Source organism: Hymenobacter telluris, from assembly GCF_017313265.1.
GTDB classification, from domain to species: domain Bacteria; phylum Bacteroidota; class Bacteroidia; order Cytophagales; family Hymenobacteraceae; genus Hymenobacter; species Hymenobacter telluris.
Map to the genome: position 1 here is coordinate 63,138 of NZ_JAFLQZ010000021.1, position 21,503 is coordinate 84,640.

A 21,503-nucleotide genomic window follows, 5' to 3' on the forward strand; every position below is an offset into this window, starting at 1 on the left:
CCCGGAAATGAACCTCGACACCACGCCCTGCCTGCCCGAGCAGGCGCCGCGCCGGCCCAGTTTGCGCGATTTGGCCGCCCTTACCACTACGCTGCTGCCCCCGGCGCTGGTCATGCTCACCTCCTTATCGGAGCTACGGCGCCGCTGCCAGGAAATCAACCTCACGCACCCGCACTTCTGCGAGGAAACCCCATTGGTGCTCTCCTTTGAGGAAAAGCGCCGCCAGCGCCTGAGCGGGCAGCTCCAGGTGAGCGGGAGCCTGGAACCCAGTGCCCACGCCGTAACGCCCTCGTCCTATGCCTGAGCCCATGAGCCGCGCCGAGCACCTGCAATGGGCCAAAGACCGCGCCCTGGCCTATGTGGACGCCGGCGATTTAGCCAGCGCCGGCGCTTCCTTTCTTTCGGACCTGAGCAAACACCCGGCCATCAAGCCCGGCACCGTGCACCTGCTCTACGCCCTCGAGGCCTTGAGCGGCGGCCTGAACACGCCGGATAAGGTGCGGGCTTTCATCAACGGGACCAACTAGCTGCCGCCATGAGTAAACAGCTGTTTTTCCCGCCCCTCTCGCTCACCGACGCCCGCACTGGCAAGCGCCTGCGCGTGCAGGCCCTGCCCGCCGGGGCCGCTTTGGTGCCCACGCCCCAGCCCATTCTGGGCTACTGCTACCAGCAGGGCCACCTAACCGTGTACGTCAGCGGCACCATGCCCCCGGCCCTGCGCACGGCCCAGCAGGAGGGCAGTACCGCCCAGGAAGTGCTGCTGGTGGCGGAGCTGCCGGCCGGTATCCGCGAAATCGACCTCACCGACTGCCGCCGCGAGTTCGGCGTGCTCTTACCAAAAGCTGCCTAAACAATGGATACGCCCCGTTTGCCCGGCCCCCGCGACTTAGGTTCGCAGGTGGCCACGCTGCTGCGGCAGCTTGGTTTCACGGTCTGGGAGCAGGCCACGGCCAGCCTCACGCTCGTTACCGGCTCCTGGACTGGCCTGACCGGCGAGCAGTTCAGCTTCCAGTACGCCCACCACCACCCGGCCGCCGGCCCGCTGGCCTGGGCCGCCTGCAACATGGGCGCGCTCTGGCCGGGCACGCAGGCCCCTACGGTGTGCTTTGCCAGCACCCAGGTGCGCCGCCTGCGCGAAGTGCGCCTGCTGCTGCTCGGCAACCACCGCCTGGCCCAGGCCCGCGCCGCCTACCTGCTGGCCGCGGCCACTGCTACCCCGACCCCGCCTGCCTTATGCGACTGAAAGCTGCCGCCGCTGCCCCGGCTCCCTGTTACAGCCGAGTACTTGCTCCAGCACGTCGAGGGCCTGCTCGATGCCGACGTACTGCGCCCGGAAGCTGGGCGAGGGAAAAGACAGCGGCTGTTGCAGCCCCTGCTGGTTGCGGTAAAACAGCTCCCGCAGGTCGAACGGGCACTGCTGAAGCTGGCCAAACGGCAGGTTGTGGTAGTGCCGCAGCAGTTCGCGCCGGATGGCATAGAGCACGGAGAGGCCGTTTTCCGGGGAGGTGGCACTCTCTTCTAGTTCCGCCCGCAGTTGCTGCAGGCGAGGGTATAGATTTTCCATGTGGGGACATAGGTGAGCCCCTGCATACGGTCGAGTTACCCGGCAGGGTTGCCACTTCCCTTCCCCTAGTTCTCACTTTTTCTTGCGTTCCGCCATGTCCGTCGATGCCAACCACCTAGCCACCAAGGGCGATTTGGAAGCCCTGGCCCTGCGCCTGCTCGAGCAACTGCGCCCCGCCCTGCCGGCCCCCACCCCGCCCGAGGAGTACCTGCCCCTGGAAGAAGTGGCCCAGGCCACCCGGGTGAGCGTGCGCACGGTCAAGAAGTGGGTCACCGAGGGCAAGCCCGACCAAAAGGGCCGCATCATCAAGCTGCTGGCCGTGGAGTTTTCGCCCGGCTACCTGCGCGTGCCCCGCGCCGCCCTGCTTGCCTACGGCCAGGGCCTGGGCTTCACCATTGCCGATCTGCGGTCTGTGCCGCCCCTGCGCGTGGCCTCCTAGCCCCGCGCCTACCTACTGCCTACTCTCCTCCCCTTATCCCTTCTTGTTTATGCACCCGATCAGTCACGTTACCATCGACGAATTCACGGCCCTCACGCCGGCCGATCATTCCCTGGCCCTGCACCACTACGGGCAGCAGATCACGCTGCTGGAAAACCGGCTCCAGCTGCCGGGCCGCGCGGATGCCCGCGACATCATGCAGGACGAGCTCAGCCGCTGCCTGACCCTGCGCAAGCTGCACGTGGCCGCCCTGGCCGAGCAGCTGGCGCTGTTGCCCACCCGCGTTGCCGCCGCTGCCTGATGGAGTCGCCGATTCACTTCTACACCGCCGCCGCGCCCGATTCGCAGCTGCACGCCTTTGCCCGCGAAACCAGCGCCCGGCTGCACCGCCCCGTGCTGGTGCATCCCTACGCCGAGCTGCCCGCCCCCGACCTCCAGCGCCCCACCAGGCAGCAGCTGCGCGCGGAGCGGGCCGCCCTGCAGCCCATGCTCACCAGCCTGAACGAGAACATTCGCCTGGTGGAAGACGCCCCCCACTTGCCGCACGACTACCTCCAGGACCTGGCCACGCTGCACCACATGCGCGAGCGGTACGAGCAGCGCCTCGCCTGCATCGAGCACCTGCTCACGGCGCCCGCCGGCCCCGCGCCAAGTAGCCCCCCGACGCGCTAGCCATGCTGCCCGGCCGCTCCCCGCCCCCTGTCTGCCTGCCATTCCCCCGTTCGGGCGCTGCCGGACCGCTTGTGAACACACAAGCTGGTCCGGTCCTCAAGCCCTCGTGAGCAGGCGATACGCTACTAACTATACTCCCCGTTGCTCGATGGATAGAGCAGCCCCCCTCCTACGCGCCGGGAATCGCGGCAGGTGGGTGGCCCGATGGCGGCATCGGACGGGGAGCGGAGGTGCGGCAACTCTGCCCAGCATCGACGGTGGCCCAGGCCGGGAACACCCGCCCGCCTGGCAGCCCACCGTCTTTTTTAGATGCCAATTGATATTGGCAAATTACTATACTCTGATTCTCGTTCTATGTCTACCCCGTCCCCGACCACCGCGCCCGTGCTGCTGACCGTCGACACGTCGCTGCTGCGCTGGCACCTGCGCGTCGATTCTTTGTGGCAGTGTACCCCACGTAGTACCCACATCCGCCAGATGGCCGACGGCACCCAGAAGGTCATCAGCCGCCGGGGCCAGCGCCTGGTCAGCGACGGGGCCAAGTGGACCGGCGAATTTTTGATCAAGCGCGCCCGCAAGGTGGTGCAGCGCCTGCTCAACTCCGGGCTGCTCTACGGCGTGCTCGTGACGGATACCGGCGTGCAGATGCCCAGCATCCTGGTCAACGCCAAGGAGCTGAACGAGAAGCGCACCCTGACCGAGCGCACCATGCGCACCCACCTCAAGCAGCTGGAAAAGGTGGGCCTGATTACCCGCAAAAAGGGCCACGGCAGCAACGCCAGTTTTGAGCTGTGGATAAACCCCGCCTTTGTCTGGGAAACGGCCCAAAACGCGGTGGAAATACATACCACGGTGGATTCTCTCACGCAACCAGCCGCCCGGCCCTTATCCCCAAATGGTAATAAATTTCCGCATACTGAGGTTCTTGAAACTGATGTTCTGCTTAAGAAAGAACCAATCGGCGATGTGGATAAATACCACGCAGACGGTTTTTCAGGAAACCCCTCTCAGGAAACGGAGGGCGACAACCCGGAAGGGGCCGACGCCGGCCAGGCGTCGAAAAGGGCACCGGGGGGGCGCGGCGCGGCGCCGGCCGCCCCAGACACCTCCCCGGCCCAGGATGCCGCCACGGCCGCCCGAACGGCCTACAACGCGGCCTTCGTCGAGCAAACGTGGCAGTACGCCAAAGCCCTGATTTATACCAATCAGCGGTTCTCACCTGAGCAGGAACGCCTCGCCAAGCGGGCCATCTGGACTGGGGTATATGGCGGATTCCCGGCTGATTTCGGGGAGTGGGAAACCTTCCACGCGGGGGTACTACGACGCATCGAGCTGGTGCAGGAGCACTTTGTGGGCAAGCAGCTGCGGGGCGAGAAAGCCTGGGCGCCGCTGCCCTGGGCGGAAATGATACCCGGCCGCGGCTATTTCGACTGGGAAAACGTCAAGGGCTTCCGCGGTACCTACGACTGGCTGCGCAATGACCTGAAGGCCAAAGACCAGGAACGCATCAACGTGGCCATCGGCAAGGCCTACGGCGAGCTGAAGCTGCGGCGCCTGCTCGACCGCGGCGAAGCCCCCAAGTTCGTCGGCCGGCGCAAGAAGGTGCCCGCCTACATCGAAAATACCACGCTGCTGGCCCTCTTCCGCCAGCACGAGAAGAACATCCAGCGGCTCGGCGGTAAAGACGCAGTCCGCAAATTCCTCTTGAAAGTCAACGCTTTATTCAGCTAATCCCCTTCCCCCTTTTCTATTCCCGCATGATTACTACCCCACTTCCACCGCAGGGCAGCCACTCCCCGCTGGCCGGCAAATCCCTCACCAAAGCCCGCGTGTATTGGGCCAGCCCCACCGGCGCGGAGTACATGGACTTTTTCAGCTTCGACACCAGCGGCCGGTACGCCGTCGAGAGCCCCAAGGAGTACGGCGTCCGCGGCCTGAAGAAGCTAGTAGATAAGCTGGGCGTGAAGGTAGCCCGCTGCATCATCTACGACCGGGAGCTGGGCGGCGAGTACTGCCGCAAGGAAAACCACCAGTGGACCAAGTAAGATGGACTTGCGCCGGCACGACCAGCTGGTAGAGCTGCACCAGGACGAAGCGAATGCACTCTGCCACTCCATCCGGATCTATCACCAGCACCTGGTGTGGGCCAGTAGCTTCCGGCCGCTCCACCTGCCCGAAGTGATGAGCATCCGCCCGACCCAGCGCGTGCTCGAGCGCCTCACCCGGCTGCTCGCAGGCCCGTGGCCCCGCACCAAAGACCGCCGGCTGAAGGGCCGTAAATGGCGCCTTGAAATGGATGAACTCCTGCAACTCAATGCGCTGTTCGTGGCAGACGAGCTAACAGCCCCGGATGCACTAAAATACCCTCTTTATTCCATCCTGGGAAAGGTGAATAAGAAGGCTCACAATCTAACCACCCATTTCCAACTATACTAAACGCCTTCCGCATGCTCCCATTTGCCCGCCTATTCGACGTGATGAATCATCAGATACTTGTGACGGCTGCAACCGGCAGCCTGCCCTGCATGTGCAAGAGTTGCAAGAATGATATCAAAATACCCGTGCTGCGCATCACCACGCACGTTTTTCGCAATAACGTCGACACCCAGGTGGAGATGGATATCCCCTGCCCGGATGCGCTACAGCAGAGCTTGGCCCTGCGCAAGTTCGAGAGCTACCACGCGCAGCAGGTGTTCCACGTGCTGCTGGATGGGCCAGAGTCCATTAGTGAAATTGAAATCGAGGCGCTGAAACTCGAATTATTCAGCCACTGATGGCAGCGCCCCGCCCCCTGGGCGCGCGCCCACCGCAACCTAAAGGCCCGGCTTCGGCCGGGCCCCTGCTGCTCGAGCACCTGAGCGAGCAGGAAGGCTGGGCTCTCATCGAGGACGGCCGCCAAGTGAACCCCTGCATCCGGACGGCGCCGGCCCTGGCCTTCTACCTGAGCCGCCACTAGCTCACGGCCCGCAGCACCACTCTTGCCGTGCTGCCGGCCGCGCTGCAGGAACTAGCCCAGCGCGATTACACTGAACTCAGATAGCGGGAAAGTTAGCAGCCCGCCGCCGAAAGGTGTAAAACCAAGGGCAGAATCAGAGAAAAACACAGATTTAAGCGCGTTTCGCCATAATTGAACATTTGCAGCAAAGTTGCAAATTGTGGATATTGCCAGGGCGAACACTATCCTTTTTCCGCGATTCTATGAAGCAACTTTACCTAGTGCCTGCGCCGCTCGTGGCGCGGGAGCATGACGGAGTTATGGGCACGTTATTCCATCGTCAGGCCGCATGCTGAAAACCATTGATTTCCCCGTTAAGCCGCACGTTCGGAAGTACTTAAACGTCCACCTGGGTACTGAGGCCTACGTGCTCAGCAACAGTGGCCGCTTCGGCCGCATGCTGTTTCATTTGATGCGCCGGCAGGTGAAAGGCAAATTGCACCACGCCGGCTCCCGTGAGGACTGCACCAGCGCGCTGGCGCTGGACCTGCGCAACTTCCCGGTGCACCAGTACGGGTTGACCGAACTCACCGACTACACCATCTTCCAGTTCAACGACTACTGCGACGAGTGGCTCAAGGAAGAGCTGTACACCTGGGTGCGGCAATTTGTGAACCGACGCACCACCATCAAGCAGGTCATCACCGATTTTATGGCCGGCTACGATTTGCGCGAGGAAGACATCCAGTACGAGACCTTGCGCAAGGCCGTCCAGCGCAATGTGGACCTAGCAGTGCTGAAAAAAAAGGGTCCTAAATCGGTAGGTAAAATGTCCCAAAAAACGGCTGATTTGTCTCGTAAATCAGCTGATTTGTCCCAAAAAACGGCTGATTTGTCCCGCTACAGCGAGATACGCGCTCTGCGTCAGCAACTTAAGAAAGAAGAGGTATAAGCAATGGCCACTGGAAACGAGCAAGTAGCAGTCGCCGGCTACGACCCGTACGGGTTGCGCAACCTGCAGCGCGAAGAAGCCCTCGACAACCTGGGTGGTCTGGAGGCGGTGTGGTACACCCCCGTAAGCAACTTCAACTCCTGGCCCCACGTGGGCGAGCTCACCATCAGTAAACTCGACCTGGCACCGGGCGCGGTGTGGTACCAGCTGGTGAGCACCCGCGGCACCTTGAGCTACGACCAGCCCCCCAAGCCGATGGGCCGCCACGGCGACTTGTTTGCCCAGAAGCTCAAGGGCGTACTGGCCCGCCACACCGCGGCGCTGGCCGCCGGCATCGAGACGATGGCGGGCGGGCGCTTCGTGGCGTTGTACCGCGACCTGAACGGGCAGGTGCAGCTGGTGGGCACGCCCACCGAGCCGCTGACCTGGACCGACACCTACTCGGCCGGCAGCCAAACCGCCCGCAACAACTACGACTGGCAGCTGCTGGGCGAGACCGTGCGCCGCGCCCGGCCCTACCTTGGCACCTGGTCGGTGAGTGGCCGCGGGCTGGAAGGCGCCCTGGACCTGACGCCCGGCGCCGGGGGCACCGTGGAGCTGCGCACCCACGACGGGCGCCTGCTGGCCATCGTGCCGGCCGGCAAGAGCGTGGTGCTGCGCGCCGGCTTCAAGCTCAACTACTATATTTCCTGAGGTAAGAAAACCGGTGGACGAACAGGCCTGCTCCCTTGGAGTGGGCCTTTTTCGTCCTTTTAGCAGGGAGACGGGCAGGTCAGCTTTGGGCTTTTCACGGTGAAAAGTTCAATCCCATGACTGACAGTGCCTTCGTTGAGAAGTGGCGCCTGCGCTTCCGAGACAACGATTTATTCCTTATTGACGAGGCGGCCCTGCGCGAGTTTGCCCAGGATATTGCCGACACCTTCGGCGCGGATGATCCGCGGGCGGTGTTCGAGCACATCTTCGAAAACCAGTACGGCAAGCATCCCGAGTTCAGCGCCCAGGCGCCCCTGAACGCCTTCGTGCTGCAGCTGCTCACGGCCAAGCAAGTGGTGGCCGCCCCGGAGGCGCCGGAGTTCAGTCTGTTCGACGATGCGGCCAACACGGTCGTGCTCTCGCACCCGCAGTACTCCTCCGTCGACCTGCGCTACGATTTGCCCAACGGCGCCGGCACGGGCCTGAAGGTGCCGGCGGACGGCGTCATCCGGCCCGGCAATATTGCCGGCCAGCTCGTGGGCTACGTGCGCGCCGCGGGTGGCCGCTTGCAGAGCGACAAGGCCTATTCGCCGGTCTTTACCAGCGTTACCCTCACGCCCCAGGTGCAGCCCAGCGCGCCGCGCCTGACCAACTTCGACGACGTAGCCAACACCGTGGGCGTCTACCACCCCAACTACTCCTACGTCGACCTGCGCTACAACTTCAACGGACAGACCGGCCTGCTGGTCTCCTCGGATGGGCTGATCAGCGTGGGCAACGTGGCCGGCCAGGTGGAGGTGTACGTGGTAGCGAATCCGGAGCAGAACCGGGTGCAGAGTCTGCCGGCGTACTCGCAGCCCTTCACCATGGGCTCGGTGGTGACGCCGCCCACCCCCACGCCGTTGGCCGTGGCTTTTACGCTGCCTGGTGGCAACACCGTCACGGCTGGCCAGAACCTGAGCTTCTCGGCCGCGGCCAGTGGCGGCGTGGCGCCCTACTCGCACGAGGTGAGTGCCACCAACGGTGGCACCGGCGTGGTAGTAGGCATCGGCGCGGCCGTAGGGGCGCAGTACAGCGGCGTGTGGCAGAGCGTGCCGGCCGGCGAGTACGACCTGGTCGATACGGTGACGGATGCTGCGGGCACCGTCAAGATTTCCACCTCGCGCCACGTCGTGGCCACGGCGGGCAGCCCGGTCACGGCCCCGGCGCAAGTGGCCACCCCTACCGGGCAAGCAGGGTCGGGCGCAGTTACGCTTACCTGGGTGGTGCCAGCCAGCAATGGCGCGGCCATTACCAGCTATACGGTGCGCTACCGGCCCGTTGGTGCCACCACGTACTCGGTGTTTGGCACCACGGGCAACCTGACGGCTATTGTATCCGGGCTGGCCAACAATACCGCCTACGAACTGACGGTGGCGGCTACTAACAGTGCGGGTACGGGGGCGCCCTCGAATCCGGTGACGGTAACCCCTGTTGCGTCGGGTGGCGCACGCGTCGCGGATGTGTACGCGCTGGTGTTCAACCAAAGCAACGGCAGCGGGGCTTCCGAGTCGGTGGGATTGCCGGCTAATCTGACGGCACAGAACGAGCGGGTCGGCATTTACTACCACCCCAGCGGTGCCCTGGTGCCCTACAACAGTGGGCACAATCAGGCACTGACGCGGGCGCTGATGGGCGGGGATGCGCGCTACCCCTTGGTTGCGTTCGGCCCCGATATGTCGTTTGTGCCTGCCTGGCTGGCGGACCCAGCCAATGAAGGCAAGGAACTACACATCATCAAGATTTTTGTGGAGGGCGTTGCCAACTCCGACGGCGCTAACCTGTTCAACTGGAACAAAGCGGGGGGCCTGTTCGACCAGCTGCTGGAGCAGTGGAACGGCTATAAGACCTGGGCAGCGGCCAATGACTGCACGTACACCATCCGAGTCGCTTTCTCAGAGATTGGTGAGCAGGACTCCAACGATGGCAACCTGAATTTCCTTGCTGATTACCGCACGAGTTGGGGCAAGGCGGAGCAGCAGCTTTTCGCGCCGCAGACACCGATCAAAGTAGTCGAACTGAAAGTGCGGCCCCAGGATACTGTCATAGCCGGGGAGCAGATCAAGTACGTGCTGGGTGATAACCGGGCTATCCTGGTGCGTCCTAACCCAGACTTCATTTTCGATGGCACGCACTTCACCCAGGATGAAACGCTGCTACGCGGCCCGCGCATCTATAACGCCCTGAAGGCAGGACTAGCGCCCACGCTGACCACGCTTAGCCCTGGTAGTGGTGGCATCGGTTCCTACATTACCTTGCTCGGCACCAACTTCAAGGCCAATTCGACCGTGCGCTTCAACAGCGTAGCGGCCCCTGAAGTGTCCGTGCTATCGGATATTGAAATACGGGTAAAGGTGCCCGTCGGAACGCCGGCCACTGCCACAGTGTATGTCACCACTGACAACGGTACGGCCAGCAAAGCGGGCTTCACCCTCACTTCCTTTGCCGGGTTTGTCGCGCCGCTGGAATTCAACCACGATAGCCTCGACCATCTGGCCAACGGCAACGCCCCGGCCTGGTCGCGTACCGCCGACCCGGATGCCCTCAACGGATATGTGCACTTCTCTAACCTGTTTGGGCAGTGGGCAACGAAAAAGGTGCGCATTACCAGCCCCCAGCGGCTGCATGTCTTCGCCAACCAAAACACCGGCTTGGGGTGGACGCGGATAGATTTTCTGCAATCGGGAGTCGTCAAGTACCTATTCGAGTTTTCGCAGAATGGCCCGATGTTAGCCGCCTCATTGGACCGCCCGACGTTCATCACAGATGTCTTAGCCGTCGGGGATTATGACCTGATTATTCAGAAACGAGACGACACGCCAGAATATGTGGTCATGGATAGTTTTGCCTTCCGCAATGCCTAAACCGATAGGGTTCAGAATACTGCGGTCGGTCAATTCCAGAGCAGCGCGGTGGCCTCGCATCCGAATGACGTAGATATGCAGGCTATAGCAGATGCTATTTGGAACACCCTGTAACTACTAGCACTGAAGCAAGCAGCCCCCCCCTCCTTACCCAAGGAGGGGGTTTTTTTTGTCCTTTTTGCCGGGCCGCGGCGCCGGCAGCTTTGCATCACTTCTTACCAGAACTGATGCGCGTCAACGCCTTACTCTTTGCGGTGCTCAATGGCTACTTCCTGCTGGAAGCCAGTGCCATTCAAAACTACCTGCCCCTGGCCGAGCAGATGCGCGAGGGCAAGTTCCGGGCCGCCGACTGGATGGCCGCTGGCGTGGAACTAGAGGTGGCCCCACCGACCAAGTCGTTCCTGGCCATCACGCCGTTCGCCGAATCCGGCGTGCTCAGCTACGAGGGCCTGGACGAGGTGCCGGCGGGCTCCATTGCCGTGTACACCATCGAGGGCGTGATGATGGAGGCCGACACGTGCTGGAGTTTGGGCACGGCCTCGCTCGGCCAGCTCATCCGGGAGGCCGACGCCCACGAGAACATTATCGCCCACGTGGGCCGATTTAACACGCCCGGTGGCTCAACCATGGGCCTGGAGAGCTTCGCCGGCATCATCGCCGGTACTCAGAAGCCGTTTGTGAGCCACGCCACGCAGATGTGCTCGGCCGGCTATTGGGCCGGCTCGGGCGCCAATGCCATCGTTGTGAACGGCCGCACAGCCATGATTGGCAGCATCGGTACCATGGTCAGCTTCCGCGACTACAGCAAGGCCAACGCCCGGCTCGGCATCGAGGACCACGTCATCAACGCCACGGCCTCCACCAACAAGAATGCGGCCTTCTCCGAGGCCCAGAAGGGCAACTACAAGCCGATCCGGGCGCAGCTGCTCGACCCGCTGAACGAGGTATTCCTGAGCACGGTGCGCGAAAACCGCGCCGGCAAGCTCGATGCCCAGCAGGAGAAAGAGCTACTCTCGGGCATGGTCTACATCGGGGAGGCCAACGTGAGCAACGGCCTGGCCGACCAGATGGGCTCCTTCGAGGACGCCGTGGCCCTGGCCCAGCAGCTGGCCGAAGAAGCTGCCACTTCTGGCGGCAGTGCTGCTAAAAACGCCACCACATCCTCTAATTCTACCAATACCATGTCGCTTTTCAACAAGAAAACGCTGACGCTGGGCGCCGCCATGGTGGCCCTCGTTGCCAAACAAACCGTGTCGGCTGAGGAAGCCGCCGCCGCTAACACCGAGCTGGAGGCTGCCAACATCACCGGCGCCAAACTCATCACCGAGGCCGCCTTCACCGATCTGGAGGCCAAGGGAGCCCGCGTTGATGCCGCCGAAAAAGAAGCCACCGACGCCAAGGCGGCCACCAAAACCGCCACCGACGAGTTGGCCACGGTACGCCAGGAGGCCTCGGACTCTAAAGCCAGCAACGAGCAGCTCACCAAGGACTTAGAGGCCGCCACTAAGCGCGCAGAGGACGCGGAGGCGGAAGCCACGCGCCTGGGCAACCTCTCCGGTGCCACCCCCACGTTCGCCCGCAAGTCGGCCGAGAAAAACGACGTGGAGGAAGAGGGCGACACTAAGTCGACGGCCCAGATCCTGGCCGACTTGCCGCACAACAAGGCCCTCGACAACAACCCGCTTTTCAACTAGGCCGCCGCGGCGCCCGGCGCCTCTATAGCCTTCATTTTTCCATTTTTTTATATCCCCATCCGATGACTATCGCAGCCATCATTGCTGAGTTCGGTGCCTATTACCTCAACAACGGCCAGAACGCCACGCGCCTGGTGCAGTTGTTGTTCCGCCGCGGCGTAACCGAGCAGTTGTTCTCGTCCCTGGTGACGGACGACACCGTGTACCAAGCCGCTAAGACGGTGCTGGGCACCATTTTGCAGCCCTTCCAGAAAGGCTGGACCCCGAAGGGCGCCTTCACGGCCACGCCCATCACCATCAAGCAGTTCAAAATGAAGGCCGACGTGGAGGAAACTCCCGACGACCTGGAAGCCACCTGGTTGGGCTTCCTGGCCGACGCCAGCCTCAAGCGCACTGAGTGGCCCTTCGTGCGTTGGTTCATGGAAGTGCACCTCATCCCGCAAGTGGAGGAGGATTACGAACTGAACGAAATCTACATGGGCGTGCGTGTAGAGCCAACGAAAGACGTGGCTGGTCCTGCTGGTACCGCCATGGATGGTATCCGCAAGATCCTGAACGACCACACCTCGGCCGGCCGCATCACCCCGCAAGTGTTGGGCGCCATCCCGACCGACCCGGTGGCCTTCTGCGAGTACGTGGAGGCTTTCGTGTACGCCACCAACAAGCGTTATCGCAGTGTGTTCATGAACCTAGCCATGAACGAGGACTTCGCCCTGCGCTATGCCATCGGCCGCGCCAAGAAGTACTCGTTGCACACGCAGGCCATTGAGGCCCCGATTACGCCCGACCTGACGGGGGGCACGCTGACGGCTATTCCGATCCAGCACGCCAAGCAGCAAGTGGTGGGCCTGCCGTCGATGGGCAACTCGGAGAAGATCTGGATGACTCCCCCAGCCAACGCCAAGCGCCTGGCCAAGAAGAGCCAGAACATGACCCAGTTCCAGATCGAGAACGTGGACCGCAAGGTGAAGCTCTACACCGACTTCTGGAAAGGCGTGGGCTTCCTGCTGCCCGAGGCCGTGTTTACCAACGACAAAGACTTGGTCTAGTCTAGCCTGTAACAAGCCAACCCGCTCCGAAGACCGGAGCGGGTTTCGCTTACCTCCTCCATTTCAATAGCAAGATTTACTAGCCATGGCTAAGCAAAACGCGGCTACCACGCCCGCCACTACCCCCACGCCTGCCGCCACTGCGGCGCCAGCAAACGAAACCCCCGAGCAGAAAATAGCCCGTCTGGAGGCTGAAATTGCTGCCAAAGACACCATCATCGTCGGCCAGGCCGAGCAGCTGCAGGCCGCTGAAGCCGGCGCCGCGGAAGGCCGCCCGGTGGTGACCCACGACAGTAAGCACTACCGCGTGCTGGCCAAGCAGTTCGACTACAAAGGGGTGACCATTAAGGGCACCGAGTTGAAGGAGCAAGCGGACGTCATCAAGTATTTGGTGGAGTCGGAAAGCGGCGTGCTGCAACTCATCACCAAGGAAGAAGCCTCCGCCGAAGCGCAGGCTTAAGCCTCCAGTAGTCAATCAATCTAGTCACTCTATAACGACCCTATCCAATGGATTTGTCGAGTTTAACTCACCTCGGTGGCCTGGAAGGTGCCGACAATACGCCCGGCCTGCTTGGCTACATCCTGTGGGCGCCAACATCCTGGTTCACCACCATTGCCAAGGCCCCCAAGTACGACGGTACGGGTGCTGCGGGTGCTTCAGCTGTTATTGCTGATAATCACGCGTTCAAGCCCGGCAAAGGCTTCCTGCGCTTCTATATCACCCTCGACTCGAATGAGCTGAAGGGCGAAGTGGTAGGCGAGCGGGACGGCCGCGGCCAGAAACTCACGTTCGACGGCTTTCACCCCGGCAACAAGGCCGAGGCTCTGGAGATGGCCAACATCGTCAAGAACGTGGACGGCATCATGCTCGTGCCCGATGCCGATGGCAAATACATCCAGGTGGGCGCACAGGGCCTGCCGGTAGAGCTGGCCGTGTCGTACGGCTCGGGCAAGCTCTCGGGTGGCCGCCGCGGCATCACCCTCAAGGGCGAGTGCTACGCCATCGGCATCAAGCTCTACGAGGGCGACGTGCTAGAAAAACCTGCCGCCTAACCATGGCCAAGCAGGAAATGCACCGGCTGCGGCCCGAAGTGGCAGAGAAATACCGGGCCACTATAACCCCCACGCGTATCGAGATCCAGCGCCTGGGCCGCACCATTGACCTTCGCACGCTTACGCTTGAGGAGGCCGATGTGCTGGTGCAGGATCCGAAGTTCACCTACCTGGTGGCCAAGCGCAAGCGCTGGGCCCCAGCCGCGCAGAAAACAACCGAAGAGTAGAACTGGTGAACCAGGAGAAAAAGGCCCGAACCCGAGTGGTTCGGGCCTTTTTTGCGTCCTTTTTCACCGAGGTAGGCCTTGGCAGTTTTGGGGCATGAAAACCCTAATCAAGCCCGCATGAGCCTGCCGACTTCTTTCGCGGCTGGCGTGGCCCTGCACAAGCAGTTAGGGGGCAGCGACGTGTACCAGCAGTTGTTTGCCCTGGGTGAGACCAGCTACAGCCGCCAAGTGCTGGCGCGTGAGCTGAAGGCGCTAACCATAGTACCAACCGCAATGCCGGCTATAGCCTTGGAAACGGCTATTGTGCAGGAAACAGTGCCAACCCCTCCCGCTGCTCTGGTGCCAACCCACACGGCCTCGCCCTTGCTGCTGCCCCTGCGTGAGCAGCTGAAGGCCTGCCGTGACGAGCGGAGCTTGCTGCATGCGCAGTTGTCGGCCCCACGCCTCAGCCAGAAAGACCGGGGCAAGATGGCCCTGCGCATCTGCCTGCTCACCGACCAGGTGGTGCAGCTGCTCTCGGCCGAGGCCCACGTGCTCACGCACGGCCGCCTGCCCGGCCCACTGGCCCTGGCCGACGTGGAGGAGGCCGGCGAGTTGCGCCGCCGCCTCGACAACCTCATCAGCCTGCGCGCCAAGGTGCGCCGTCGCCCGGAGCGGGCTGCGGAGCTACCGGGCCTGGAGGCCGATATCCATTTAATCCGAGAAAAATTAACGCCTGTACCCCGTGTCTGAAAAATTACTGCCCTTATCCTGGACCACCCAACAGCGCCAAGTGCGCGAACTGGTGCCCCTGAGCTACAACCCCCGCACGCTGACCGAGGAGGGCCGGGCCCGCCTGACGCGTAGTATCCAGAAGTTCAACTTGGCCGAAATTCCGGCCATCAACCTCGATAACGTCGTGCTGGCCGGCCACCAGCGCCTGGCTGTGCTCGTGGATCTGGGCCGCGGCGAGGAACTCATCGACGTGCGCGTGCCCAACCGGCAGCTCACCAAGGATGAACTCGACGAATACAACGTCACCAGCAACGTCGGTGCCGGCACCTGGGACTATGAGAGCCTGCTCGAAAACTTCGCCCACCTCGATCTGGGCAGCATCCTGGACGCGCCCATGCTCGATACGCTGGCCGAGTTGTCGGCCCTGCCGTTACAGCCGGCTGAAGAAGAGGAATTCGACCCGGCGCCGCCTGCCACGCCCATTTCGGTGCTGGGCGACGTGTACGAGTTGAGCAGCGATGCCCGCGGCCTGCAGCACGTGCTCGTGTGCGGCTCGTCCACGGATTCCGACGTCGTGGCCACCGCCCTGGCCGGCAAGCTCATCGACCTGGTGAATACCGACCCGCCCTACAACGTCAACTACCAGGGCAAAACCAAGGATGCCCTCAAGATCCAAAACGACAGCATGGACGATGCTTCGTTTCGGCAGTTTCTCTACGACTACTACACTAACTGCTTCACCTTCATGAAGCCGGGCGCGCCCATCTACGTGTTCCATGCTGATAGTGAGGGTGCCAATTTTCGCGTAGCACTTCAGGATGCTGGACTTAAACTTTCCCAATGTTTGGTGTGGGTGAAGCAGCAGTTCGTGATGGGCCGCCAGGACTTTCACTGGCAGCATGAGCCCATTTTGTACGGCTGGAAGGAAGGTGCGGCCCACAAGTGGTATTCCGACCGCAGCCAAAGCACCGTGCTCAAATTTGACCGCCCCCAGCGCAATGCCGAGCACCCGACCATGAAGCCGCTGGATATTCTCGAATACCAATTGGAGTGCTCCAGCAAGCCCGGCGACGTGGTGTTCGATGGCTTCAGCGGCTCTGGGTCGCTGCTCATTGCCTGCGAGAAGCTGGATCGGGAGGCGCATGTGGTAGAGCTGGATCCAGCTTATGTCGATGTGGACGTGCGGCGCTACATCAAGTTCATGCGCGACAACCAGCGCCGCTTCACCATCACCCGCAACGGCGAGGAACTTACCGAAGCGCAACTCGACGCGTATGTCCACGCAGCTGCAGCCTAAAGACCTGCCCGGCGCCTCGGACGTGGTGCTGCACAAGTCCACGGCCGTCGAGCGCATCTACGCGGCCAGCATCGCGGAGGCCAACGGCGAAGGCCCAGGCGTGAAGGGGCTATCGGACGCCGACCAGCTGTTCAACCAGCAGCTGGAGTCGGCCTACGCCCTGCTGAGCAACTACCACACCTTCGACCAGGCCTGGCCGTTGCTGGCCAAGCAGTTTGGTATCAGTCGCGCGACGTGCTACCGACGCCTGGCCGATGCCCAGAACCTGATGGGCGACTTGAAAAAAGTGCGCAAGGAAGGCCGCAAAGCCATCCTGCTGGAGTTTGCCCGCAAGATTCTGCAACTGGCCCTCACCCAGCGCCCACCGGACCTGGGCAAGGCGCTGGCCGCGATGAAGTTCGAGGCCAACATCGCCGGCCTCATGCGGGCCGATTCGGGCGAGGAAGAAGCGGGCGTCGGCTCGGGCAACACCTCCTACGTCATCAACCTGACGGTGGAGGGCCGCAAGCCGCGCACCATTGATTTGAGCAACCTCAACGACGTGCAGGACGCCGATTACGAGTTAATCCAGGAGGCCGTGCAGCAGAGCGTGTTTGGCGGTGACCAGATGCAGGCCATGCTGCTGGAGCGGCGCGAGGAGGGCGCGGGCAGTGGTAATAGTTGATCAGATCAAGCTCAAGTTCAACCAGCCGCAGCTGCGCTACATCACGGCCAAGGGCAAGAAGGAGGGCGTCAGCATCTGGGGCCGCGGCACGGGCAAGTCCACGGTCATCTCCTGGGATATTCACGAAATCGTGAAGACGATGCCCCGCAGCTGCTGGGTCATTGTCGGCTCGACCTATAAGCAGGTGCTCACCCGCACGCTGCCCTCGACGATTGCGGGCCTGGAGGCGCTGGGCTACAAGTTGAACCGCGACTTCTACGTCGGCCGCACCCCGCCACCGTCTAAACTGTTCGAGCGCCCCATCCAGGGCCCGCTCAAGTATGACCACTTCATCATTTTCAAGAACGGCACCGGGTTTCACCTGGTGTCGCTCGATGCGGGTGGTTCGGCAAGCCGTGGCCTGAACGTGGACGGCTTTATCGGCGACGAGGCCTTGCTCTTCAACAAGGAGAAGCTCGATGCCGACTTATCGGCCACCAACCGCGGCAACGGCCAGTATTTCGGCAAAAACCCCAAGCACCACGGCGTGTTCCTGTTTTCCAGTATGCCCTGGGGCGACCAGGGCCGCTGGCTGCTGGAGAAGTCGAAATACTACGAAAACAGTGGGATTGACCTCACCGAGCGGCAAAACGCGCTGATTGCGGCCCAGGTGCGCTTCATCGACGCCGAAACCGACGAGGAGCGCCTGCACATCTGGCGGGAGGAAGTGGTCAAGCTGATGCTGGAGATTCGCTATTATCCATCCTCGGCTAATAAGGGCACGTTCTACTCGGAGGCTAACGCGTTTGACAATATCCAGAACCTGGGCCTGCAGTACCTGATTGACCAGCGCCGCTTCATGACCGACTTCACCTTTATGGTGGAGATGATGAATCGGCGGCCCACGACGGTAGAGGGCGGGTTTTACCCGCAGCTCAATCAGGCCCGCCACGTCGTCGCGGCCGATAATGACGATTTTGTGCTGGGGCTGGAGTATAACGTCAAGAAGCTGACGGCCCTACACGATAACCCCGACAGCCGCATGGATAGCGACTGCCGTAGCCACTTGCCCCTGGTCGGGGCCGTGGACTGGGGCGGCAAGATATCGGTGCTCACGCTGGGCCAGAAGCACGCCGACGTGCGCGAGTATCGGATGCTGAAGGGCATGTACGTCAAGCATCCCAAGCTGGTCAGTGACCTGGCTAACGCGTTCTGTGATTACTATCAGCACCATCTGCGCAAGGAACTCATCTTCCTGGAGGATGCCGAGTGGGGCAACAACCGCAACCCCAACAGCCCCTGGACCCTAAATGAGACCTTCATCAAGGTGCTCCAGAGTCGGGGCTGGCGCGTGACCAAGGCCAACCTGGGGCGTGTACCAGGGCACCCGACCCGTTACGTTGTAGGGCAGGAGATCCTGGCCGAGAAGGACCCGCGGCAGTGGAAGATGCGCTTCAACAAGGTCAACACCAAGGATGTGGTGCAGGCCATGCTGCTGGCCCCGGTGGGACAGGACACCAAGGGCAACATCAGTAAGATCAAGAATAGTGAGCACAACGAGAGCTTCCCCCAGGAGCACGCCACCCACTTCACCGATACCGTGGACCTGCACATGCTCTACATGGGTACCGACGTGGTGATGACCCAGCCCGACTTCAGTCAACTAATTGTCGTGTAGTGACATTGTAGTGACATGACGCTGTCACCATACTGACCCACTGACCGACATTGATGTCGGTTACATAACGATTACATAAGCAAAGCCCCAATGCAGCATGCATTGGGGCTTTTTATTGCATTCAATCACATAACGATTACATAAGACCACCGAGGCAGCCCGCGGTAGTTTCAAGTGTACACGTCGTCGACACGTCGCGTCGACGTGTTGATTCCGAGTCCTTTTATCGACACGTCCCCCGCCCACCCGCCCCACAGATATCACCGAGGCAGCCCCCGGCAGCTGCCGGCCGGCGACAGTGCAAGCCGGGGCACACAGCTAGACGGGTGAGACTGTGAAACCCTCAGACAGCCAAAAAACGCGGTTTGCAGCGCGGGAGGGCAAAACGCAGTGAGATTGGCTTTTTGTGCCATTTGGGGGCCGTGCGGGCAGTTTTGTGTCCTTTTTGCGGGTAGCTATGCGCGGCAGTTTTGCGGCATGGAAACCCCCGCCCCTATTCGCTTAAAAGATGCGCTGGCTCTGCTGGAAGGCGGCGCCCCGGTGTCGGTGCGCTTCGTCACCTGCGACCGGCGCCGCCACACGGGCGGCGAGTTCCGCGAACTGAAGGCCGCCCGGCTCGGCTCAGGCAAGCGCCAGGCCGCTGAGAAGTTAGCGCCGCTGCCGACCGGGGAGAAAACGCCCGCCCGCCTGACCAAGTCGCCCGCTCATTTCGCCAACGCTACCCGCAACCTGGTGGACACCACCACCGGCAACCTGGTCAAGGTGCACATCTACCTGCTCGTGGCCGTGGCCGGCCGCAAAGTCATCATCTAATGAAAAAGATTCTATTCAACTCGGCCGGCAACGTGGCCTATCTGAATGGCTCGGTGTTCAGCCTCGGCGGCGCCATGGCGGCCGCGGGCGCCAGTGGCGGCAGCGCAGCCACTAAAGATGGCGCCGCGCCCAGCTCGCCGGTACTCAAGGGCGAAACCGGCGACGTGGCCCTGTGGGGGCCCAACAACGACTTCCCGCAGCAGGTCATTGCCCAGGCCGAAAAGAGCACCATCATCCCTTCGGTGCTGGACTGGAAAACCCGCGCCGTGTACGGCGGCGGGCCGGTGTACGGGCGCGTCACGGGCTACGACCAAGACGGCAACGAGCAGTTTCAGCGCGAAAGATTGCCCGACGTGGAGGCCTTTTTCCGGCGCAGCAACATCAAGCGGTACGCGTTTGAGGGCCTGCAAAACCTGTTCTGGTTTGCGCAGAGCTACCCGGAACTGATTCAGAGCCTCAACAAGAGCAAGATTACCACCCTCACCACCCAGGACACGGCCTTCTGCCGCTATTCGGTGCCTAGGGCCAGCCAGCCGGTACCGGACTGGTGCCACATTTCCGCGAACTGGCCCGACGCCAAGCCCGGCGACGAGTACACGACCAGCGTGCCGGTGCTCGACCCCTACTACGACCCGGTGGAGGCGCTCCGGGCCGATACGCGGGGCTTCAAGCACATCTACCCGCTGGCCTTGCCCTCGCCCGGCAAGTCGCTCTACCAGCTAGCCTCGTGGAACAGCATCCGCCGCTCGGGCTGGCTGGAGGTGGCGCAAGCCATTCCCGAGTTCAAGGCCGCCCTGTTCAAAAATCAAATCAGCGTCAAGTACCTGATTGAGACGCACGAGGGCTACTGGAAGTGGAAGTATCCGGACTGGGATACCAAGCTCACCGAGGTGCGCCGGCAGCTTATTGCCGACGAGCTGGCCGCCTTCGAGGCCACGATGACCGGCACCCAGGGCGCCGGCAAGTCCATCATGTCGCTGACCATTACCGACCCGCGCACCGGCGAGCAAATCAAGGCCTTCAACGTGACGGCCATCGACGACAAACTTAAGTCGGGCCTGCACATCGAGGACTCACAGGAAGCCAGCAGCCACATCTACACCGCCCTCTCGGTGGACCCGACGCTGGTGGGCATCAGCCCCGGCAAGGGCATGGGCGCCGGCAGCGGCTCCGACAAGCGCGTGGCCTTCAACAACTTCATCAGCACCCACCGCTTCCACCAGGATTTGATTCTCGAGCCCCTGTATCTGGTGCGCGACTACAACGGCTGGCCGGCCGACCTCGAATTCCGCTTCCTCAACCCGTTGTCGCAAACGGCCGACTTGTCCAACGCCAACAAAAACACCGCCGCGGGCGGTCAGAACGATGCTGCAGACCCTGCTTAGAACCCCCGACGAACTGCGCCGCTACGTGACTATCGACGTCAACGACGTGCCCGAGGCCGTGTACCGGGAAGAAGAGCGCCTGCGCGGCGCGCTGCTGCTGCCCGTGCTCGGGGCCGAACTGCTGCACTGGCTGGACGAGCAGTACGCCGGGGGGCTGACGGCCGCCGACGACACGCCGGCCGGTGAGCTGCTACGCCGGGTGCAGGCGCCGCTGGCCCGGCTGAGCGTGGGCGGCTGCCTGGACGAGTTGCAGATCAGCATCAGCAACACTGGCATCCACATCATGGCCGGTACCACCTCGCACAAAACGGCGTTCCAGTGGCAGATTAGCAGCCTGAGCAAGACGCTGCTACGCAAGGGTTATTCGGATATGGTCGTGCTGCTGCGCTGGCTTGAGGAGCACCACCCGGATGCCGAGGCCGGGCCCCTGCAGCAGTGGGCCACCGGCGCCGGCCAGCACCACCGCCGCCAGCTGCTCACCTCAGCCGACGAGTTCAGCCGGTTCGAGAACATCGGCGCCTCGTGGCCGGTATTTGAGGCCCTCAAGCCGCTGATCAGCCGGCAGGAGTTGTTCGTGCTGGAGCCGCAGCTGGGCTACGACTTCCTGCAGGAGTTGCGCGAGCAGGTGCGCACCCGCACCGTGACGGCCGAGAACGAGGAGTTGCTCGCCCTGTTCATCCGGCCGGCCCTGGCCAGCAGCACGCTGGCCAGGGCGGTGCCCGAGTTGGGCCTGCGCCTGACTGGCGACGGCATCGAGCTCATGATTAGCCGCGTCGACGCCGACAACAGCAA

Annotated in this window: 28 protein-coding genes; 27 read left to right on the forward strand and 1 reads right to left on the reverse strand. The window is 62.4% G+C overall.

The genetic code is table 11. The annotated features are described in order from the left end of the window. Positions 1–7: 7 nt before the first annotated feature. From J0X19_RS21985 to J0X19_RS22000, 4 genes are read left to right on the forward strand one after another with little or no spacing between them, the layout of a single operon-like run. Positions 8–304 carry a hypothetical protein gene (locus J0X19_RS21985; protein ID WP_206986568.1) on the forward strand — a complete coding sequence of 99 codons (297 nt, stop codon included), beginning with the start codon at positions 8–10 and terminating at the stop codon, positions 302–304. Continuing rightward, positions 297–527, forward strand: coding sequence for a hypothetical protein (locus J0X19_RS21990; RefSeq protein WP_206986569.1), 231 nt, complete (start codon positions 297–299; stop codon positions 525–527). The genes J0X19_RS21985 and J0X19_RS21990 overlap by 8 nt, the downstream gene beginning before the upstream one ends. A gap of 8 nt (positions 528–535) precedes the next feature. Continuing rightward, positions 536–850 (forward strand): hypothetical protein, encoded by a 315-nt coding sequence (locus tag J0X19_RS21995; RefSeq protein ID WP_206986570.1) that lies wholly within the window; start codon positions 536–538, stop codon positions 848–850. Between the two features lie 3 nt (positions 851–853). Continuing rightward, complete coding sequence (locus J0X19_RS22000) at positions 854–1,243, forward strand: hypothetical protein (protein WP_206986571.1); 390 nt, start codon at positions 854–856, stop codon at positions 1,241–1,243. Here J0X19_RS22000 and J0X19_RS22005 read toward each other — a convergent pair. Continuing rightward, on the reverse strand, positions 1,232–1,564 hold the full coding sequence (locus J0X19_RS22005) for a hypothetical protein (RefSeq protein ID WP_206986572.1): 333 nt from the start codon (positions 1,562–1,564) through the stop codon (positions 1,232–1,234). The genes J0X19_RS22000 and J0X19_RS22005 overlap by 12 nt on opposite strands. A 94-nt stretch (positions 1,565–1,658) precedes the next feature. On the opposite strand from J0X19_RS22005, the gene J0X19_RS22010 reads away from it, so the two are divergent. From J0X19_RS22010 to J0X19_RS22120, 23 genes are all read left to right on the forward strand, one after another. Then, positions 1,659–2,003 (forward strand): helix-turn-helix transcriptional regulator, encoded by a 345-nt coding sequence (locus tag J0X19_RS22010; RefSeq protein ID WP_206986573.1) that lies wholly within the window; start codon positions 1,659–1,661, stop codon positions 2,001–2,003. 49 nt (positions 2,004–2,052) lie between these two features. Further along, positions 2,053–2,304, forward strand: coding sequence for a hypothetical protein (locus J0X19_RS22015; protein ID WP_206986574.1), 252 nt, complete (start codon positions 2,053–2,055; stop codon positions 2,302–2,304). Then, positions 2,304–2,675: a hypothetical protein gene (locus tag J0X19_RS22020; RefSeq protein ID WP_206986575.1), complete on the forward strand. Its 372-nt coding sequence runs from the start codon at positions 2,304–2,306 to the stop codon at positions 2,673–2,675. The genes J0X19_RS22015 and J0X19_RS22020 overlap by 1 nt, the downstream gene beginning before the upstream one ends. Positions 2,676–3,029: 354 nt before the next feature. Then, entirely contained in the window at positions 3,030–4,406 is a 1,377-nt protein-coding gene (locus tag J0X19_RS22025) for a hypothetical protein (protein ID WP_206986576.1), read from the forward strand. Between the two features lie 26 nt (positions 4,407–4,432). Further along, on the forward strand, positions 4,433–4,720 hold the full coding sequence (locus J0X19_RS22030; RefSeq protein WP_206986577.1) for a hypothetical protein: 288 nt from the start codon (positions 4,433–4,435) through the stop codon (positions 4,718–4,720). A gap of 1 nt (position 4,721) precedes the next feature. Beyond that, positions 4,722–5,111, forward strand: a complete 390-nt coding sequence (locus J0X19_RS22035) for a hypothetical protein (protein WP_206986578.1) — start codon at positions 4,722–4,724, stop codon at positions 5,109–5,111. Positions 5,112–5,122: 11 nt separating this feature from the next. Then, the gene (locus J0X19_RS22040; protein ID WP_206986579.1) at positions 5,123–5,449 is read left to right on the forward strand and encodes a hypothetical protein; all 327 of its coding nucleotides are present in this window, start codon (positions 5,123–5,125) and stop codon (positions 5,447–5,449) included. Beyond that, complete coding sequence (locus tag J0X19_RS22045) at positions 5,449–5,631, forward strand: hypothetical protein (RefSeq protein ID WP_206986580.1); 183 nt, start codon at positions 5,449–5,451, stop codon at positions 5,629–5,631. The genes J0X19_RS22040 and J0X19_RS22045 overlap by 1 nt, the downstream gene beginning before the upstream one ends. 328 nt (positions 5,632–5,959) lie before the next feature. Then, positions 5,960–6,562 carry a hypothetical protein gene (locus tag J0X19_RS22050; RefSeq protein WP_206986581.1) on the forward strand — a complete coding sequence of 201 codons (603 nt, stop codon included), beginning with the start codon at positions 5,960–5,962 and terminating at the stop codon, positions 6,560–6,562. 3 nt (positions 6,563–6,565) lie between these two features. Continuing rightward, positions 6,566–7,255 carry a hypothetical protein gene (locus J0X19_RS22055; RefSeq protein WP_206986582.1) on the forward strand — a complete coding sequence of 230 codons (690 nt, stop codon included), beginning with the start codon at positions 6,566–6,568 and terminating at the stop codon, positions 7,253–7,255. A gap of 116 nt (positions 7,256–7,371) precedes the next feature. Then, positions 7,372–10,158: a fibronectin type III domain-containing protein gene (locus J0X19_RS22060; RefSeq protein ID WP_206986583.1), complete on the forward strand. Its 2,787-nt coding sequence runs from the start codon at positions 7,372–7,374 to the stop codon at positions 10,156–10,158. A gap of 203 nt (positions 10,159–10,361) precedes the next feature. Beyond that, positions 10,362–11,852: a S49 family peptidase gene (locus tag J0X19_RS25055; RefSeq protein ID WP_206986584.1), complete on the forward strand. Its 1,491-nt coding sequence runs from the start codon at positions 10,362–10,364 to the stop codon at positions 11,850–11,852. 62 nt (positions 11,853–11,914) lie between these two features. Then, positions 11,915–12,901 (forward strand): hypothetical protein, encoded by a 987-nt coding sequence (locus J0X19_RS22070; RefSeq protein WP_206986585.1) that lies wholly within the window; start codon positions 11,915–11,917, stop codon positions 12,899–12,901. Between the two features lie 85 nt (positions 12,902–12,986). After that, positions 12,987–13,361, forward strand: coding sequence for an SH2 domain-containing protein (locus tag J0X19_RS22075; RefSeq protein ID WP_206986586.1), 375 nt, complete (start codon positions 12,987–12,989; stop codon positions 13,359–13,361). A 53-nt stretch (positions 13,362–13,414) separates the two neighbouring features. Beyond that, on the forward strand, positions 13,415–13,954 hold the full coding sequence (locus tag J0X19_RS22080; protein ID WP_206986587.1) for a hypothetical protein: 540 nt from the start codon (positions 13,415–13,417) through the stop codon (positions 13,952–13,954). Between the two features lie 2 nt (positions 13,955–13,956). Further along, complete coding sequence (locus tag J0X19_RS22085) at positions 13,957–14,181, forward strand: hypothetical protein (protein ID WP_206986588.1); 225 nt, start codon at positions 13,957–13,959, stop codon at positions 14,179–14,181. A 117-nt stretch (positions 14,182–14,298) separates the two neighbouring features. After that, positions 14,299–14,913, forward strand: a complete 615-nt coding sequence (locus J0X19_RS22090; RefSeq protein WP_206986589.1) for a hypothetical protein — start codon at positions 14,299–14,301, stop codon at positions 14,911–14,913. Continuing rightward, a complete protein-coding gene (locus J0X19_RS22095) occupies positions 14,906–16,192 on the forward strand; it encodes a DNA modification methylase (RefSeq protein ID WP_206986590.1) in 1,287 nt (428 codons plus the stop codon). The genes J0X19_RS22090 and J0X19_RS22095 overlap by 8 nt, the downstream gene beginning before the upstream one ends. Next, positions 16,170–16,856 carry a hypothetical protein gene (locus J0X19_RS22100; protein WP_206986591.1) on the forward strand — a complete coding sequence of 229 codons (687 nt, stop codon included), beginning with the start codon at positions 16,170–16,172 and terminating at the stop codon, positions 16,854–16,856. Before J0X19_RS22095 ends, J0X19_RS22100 begins: the two co-directional genes overlap by 23 nt. Continuing rightward, positions 16,843–18,513, forward strand: a complete 1,671-nt coding sequence (locus tag J0X19_RS22105; RefSeq protein ID WP_206986592.1) for a hypothetical protein — start codon at positions 16,843–16,845, stop codon at positions 18,511–18,513. Before J0X19_RS22100 ends, J0X19_RS22105 begins: the two co-directional genes overlap by 14 nt. A 477-nt stretch (positions 18,514–18,990) precedes the next feature. Then, a complete protein-coding gene (locus tag J0X19_RS22110; RefSeq protein WP_206986593.1) occupies positions 18,991–19,326 on the forward strand; it encodes a hypothetical protein in 336 nt (111 codons plus the stop codon). After that, positions 19,326–20,711: a hypothetical protein gene (locus J0X19_RS22115; protein WP_206986594.1), complete on the forward strand. Its 1,386-nt coding sequence runs from the start codon at positions 19,326–19,328 to the stop codon at positions 20,709–20,711. Before J0X19_RS22110 ends, J0X19_RS22115 begins: the two co-directional genes overlap by 1 nt. Continuing rightward, the coding region (locus tag J0X19_RS22120) for a DUF6712 family protein (protein ID WP_206986595.1) at positions 20,692–21,503 on the forward strand (812 nt) is incomplete at its 3' end. The genes J0X19_RS22115 and J0X19_RS22120, both read left to right, overlap by 20 nt.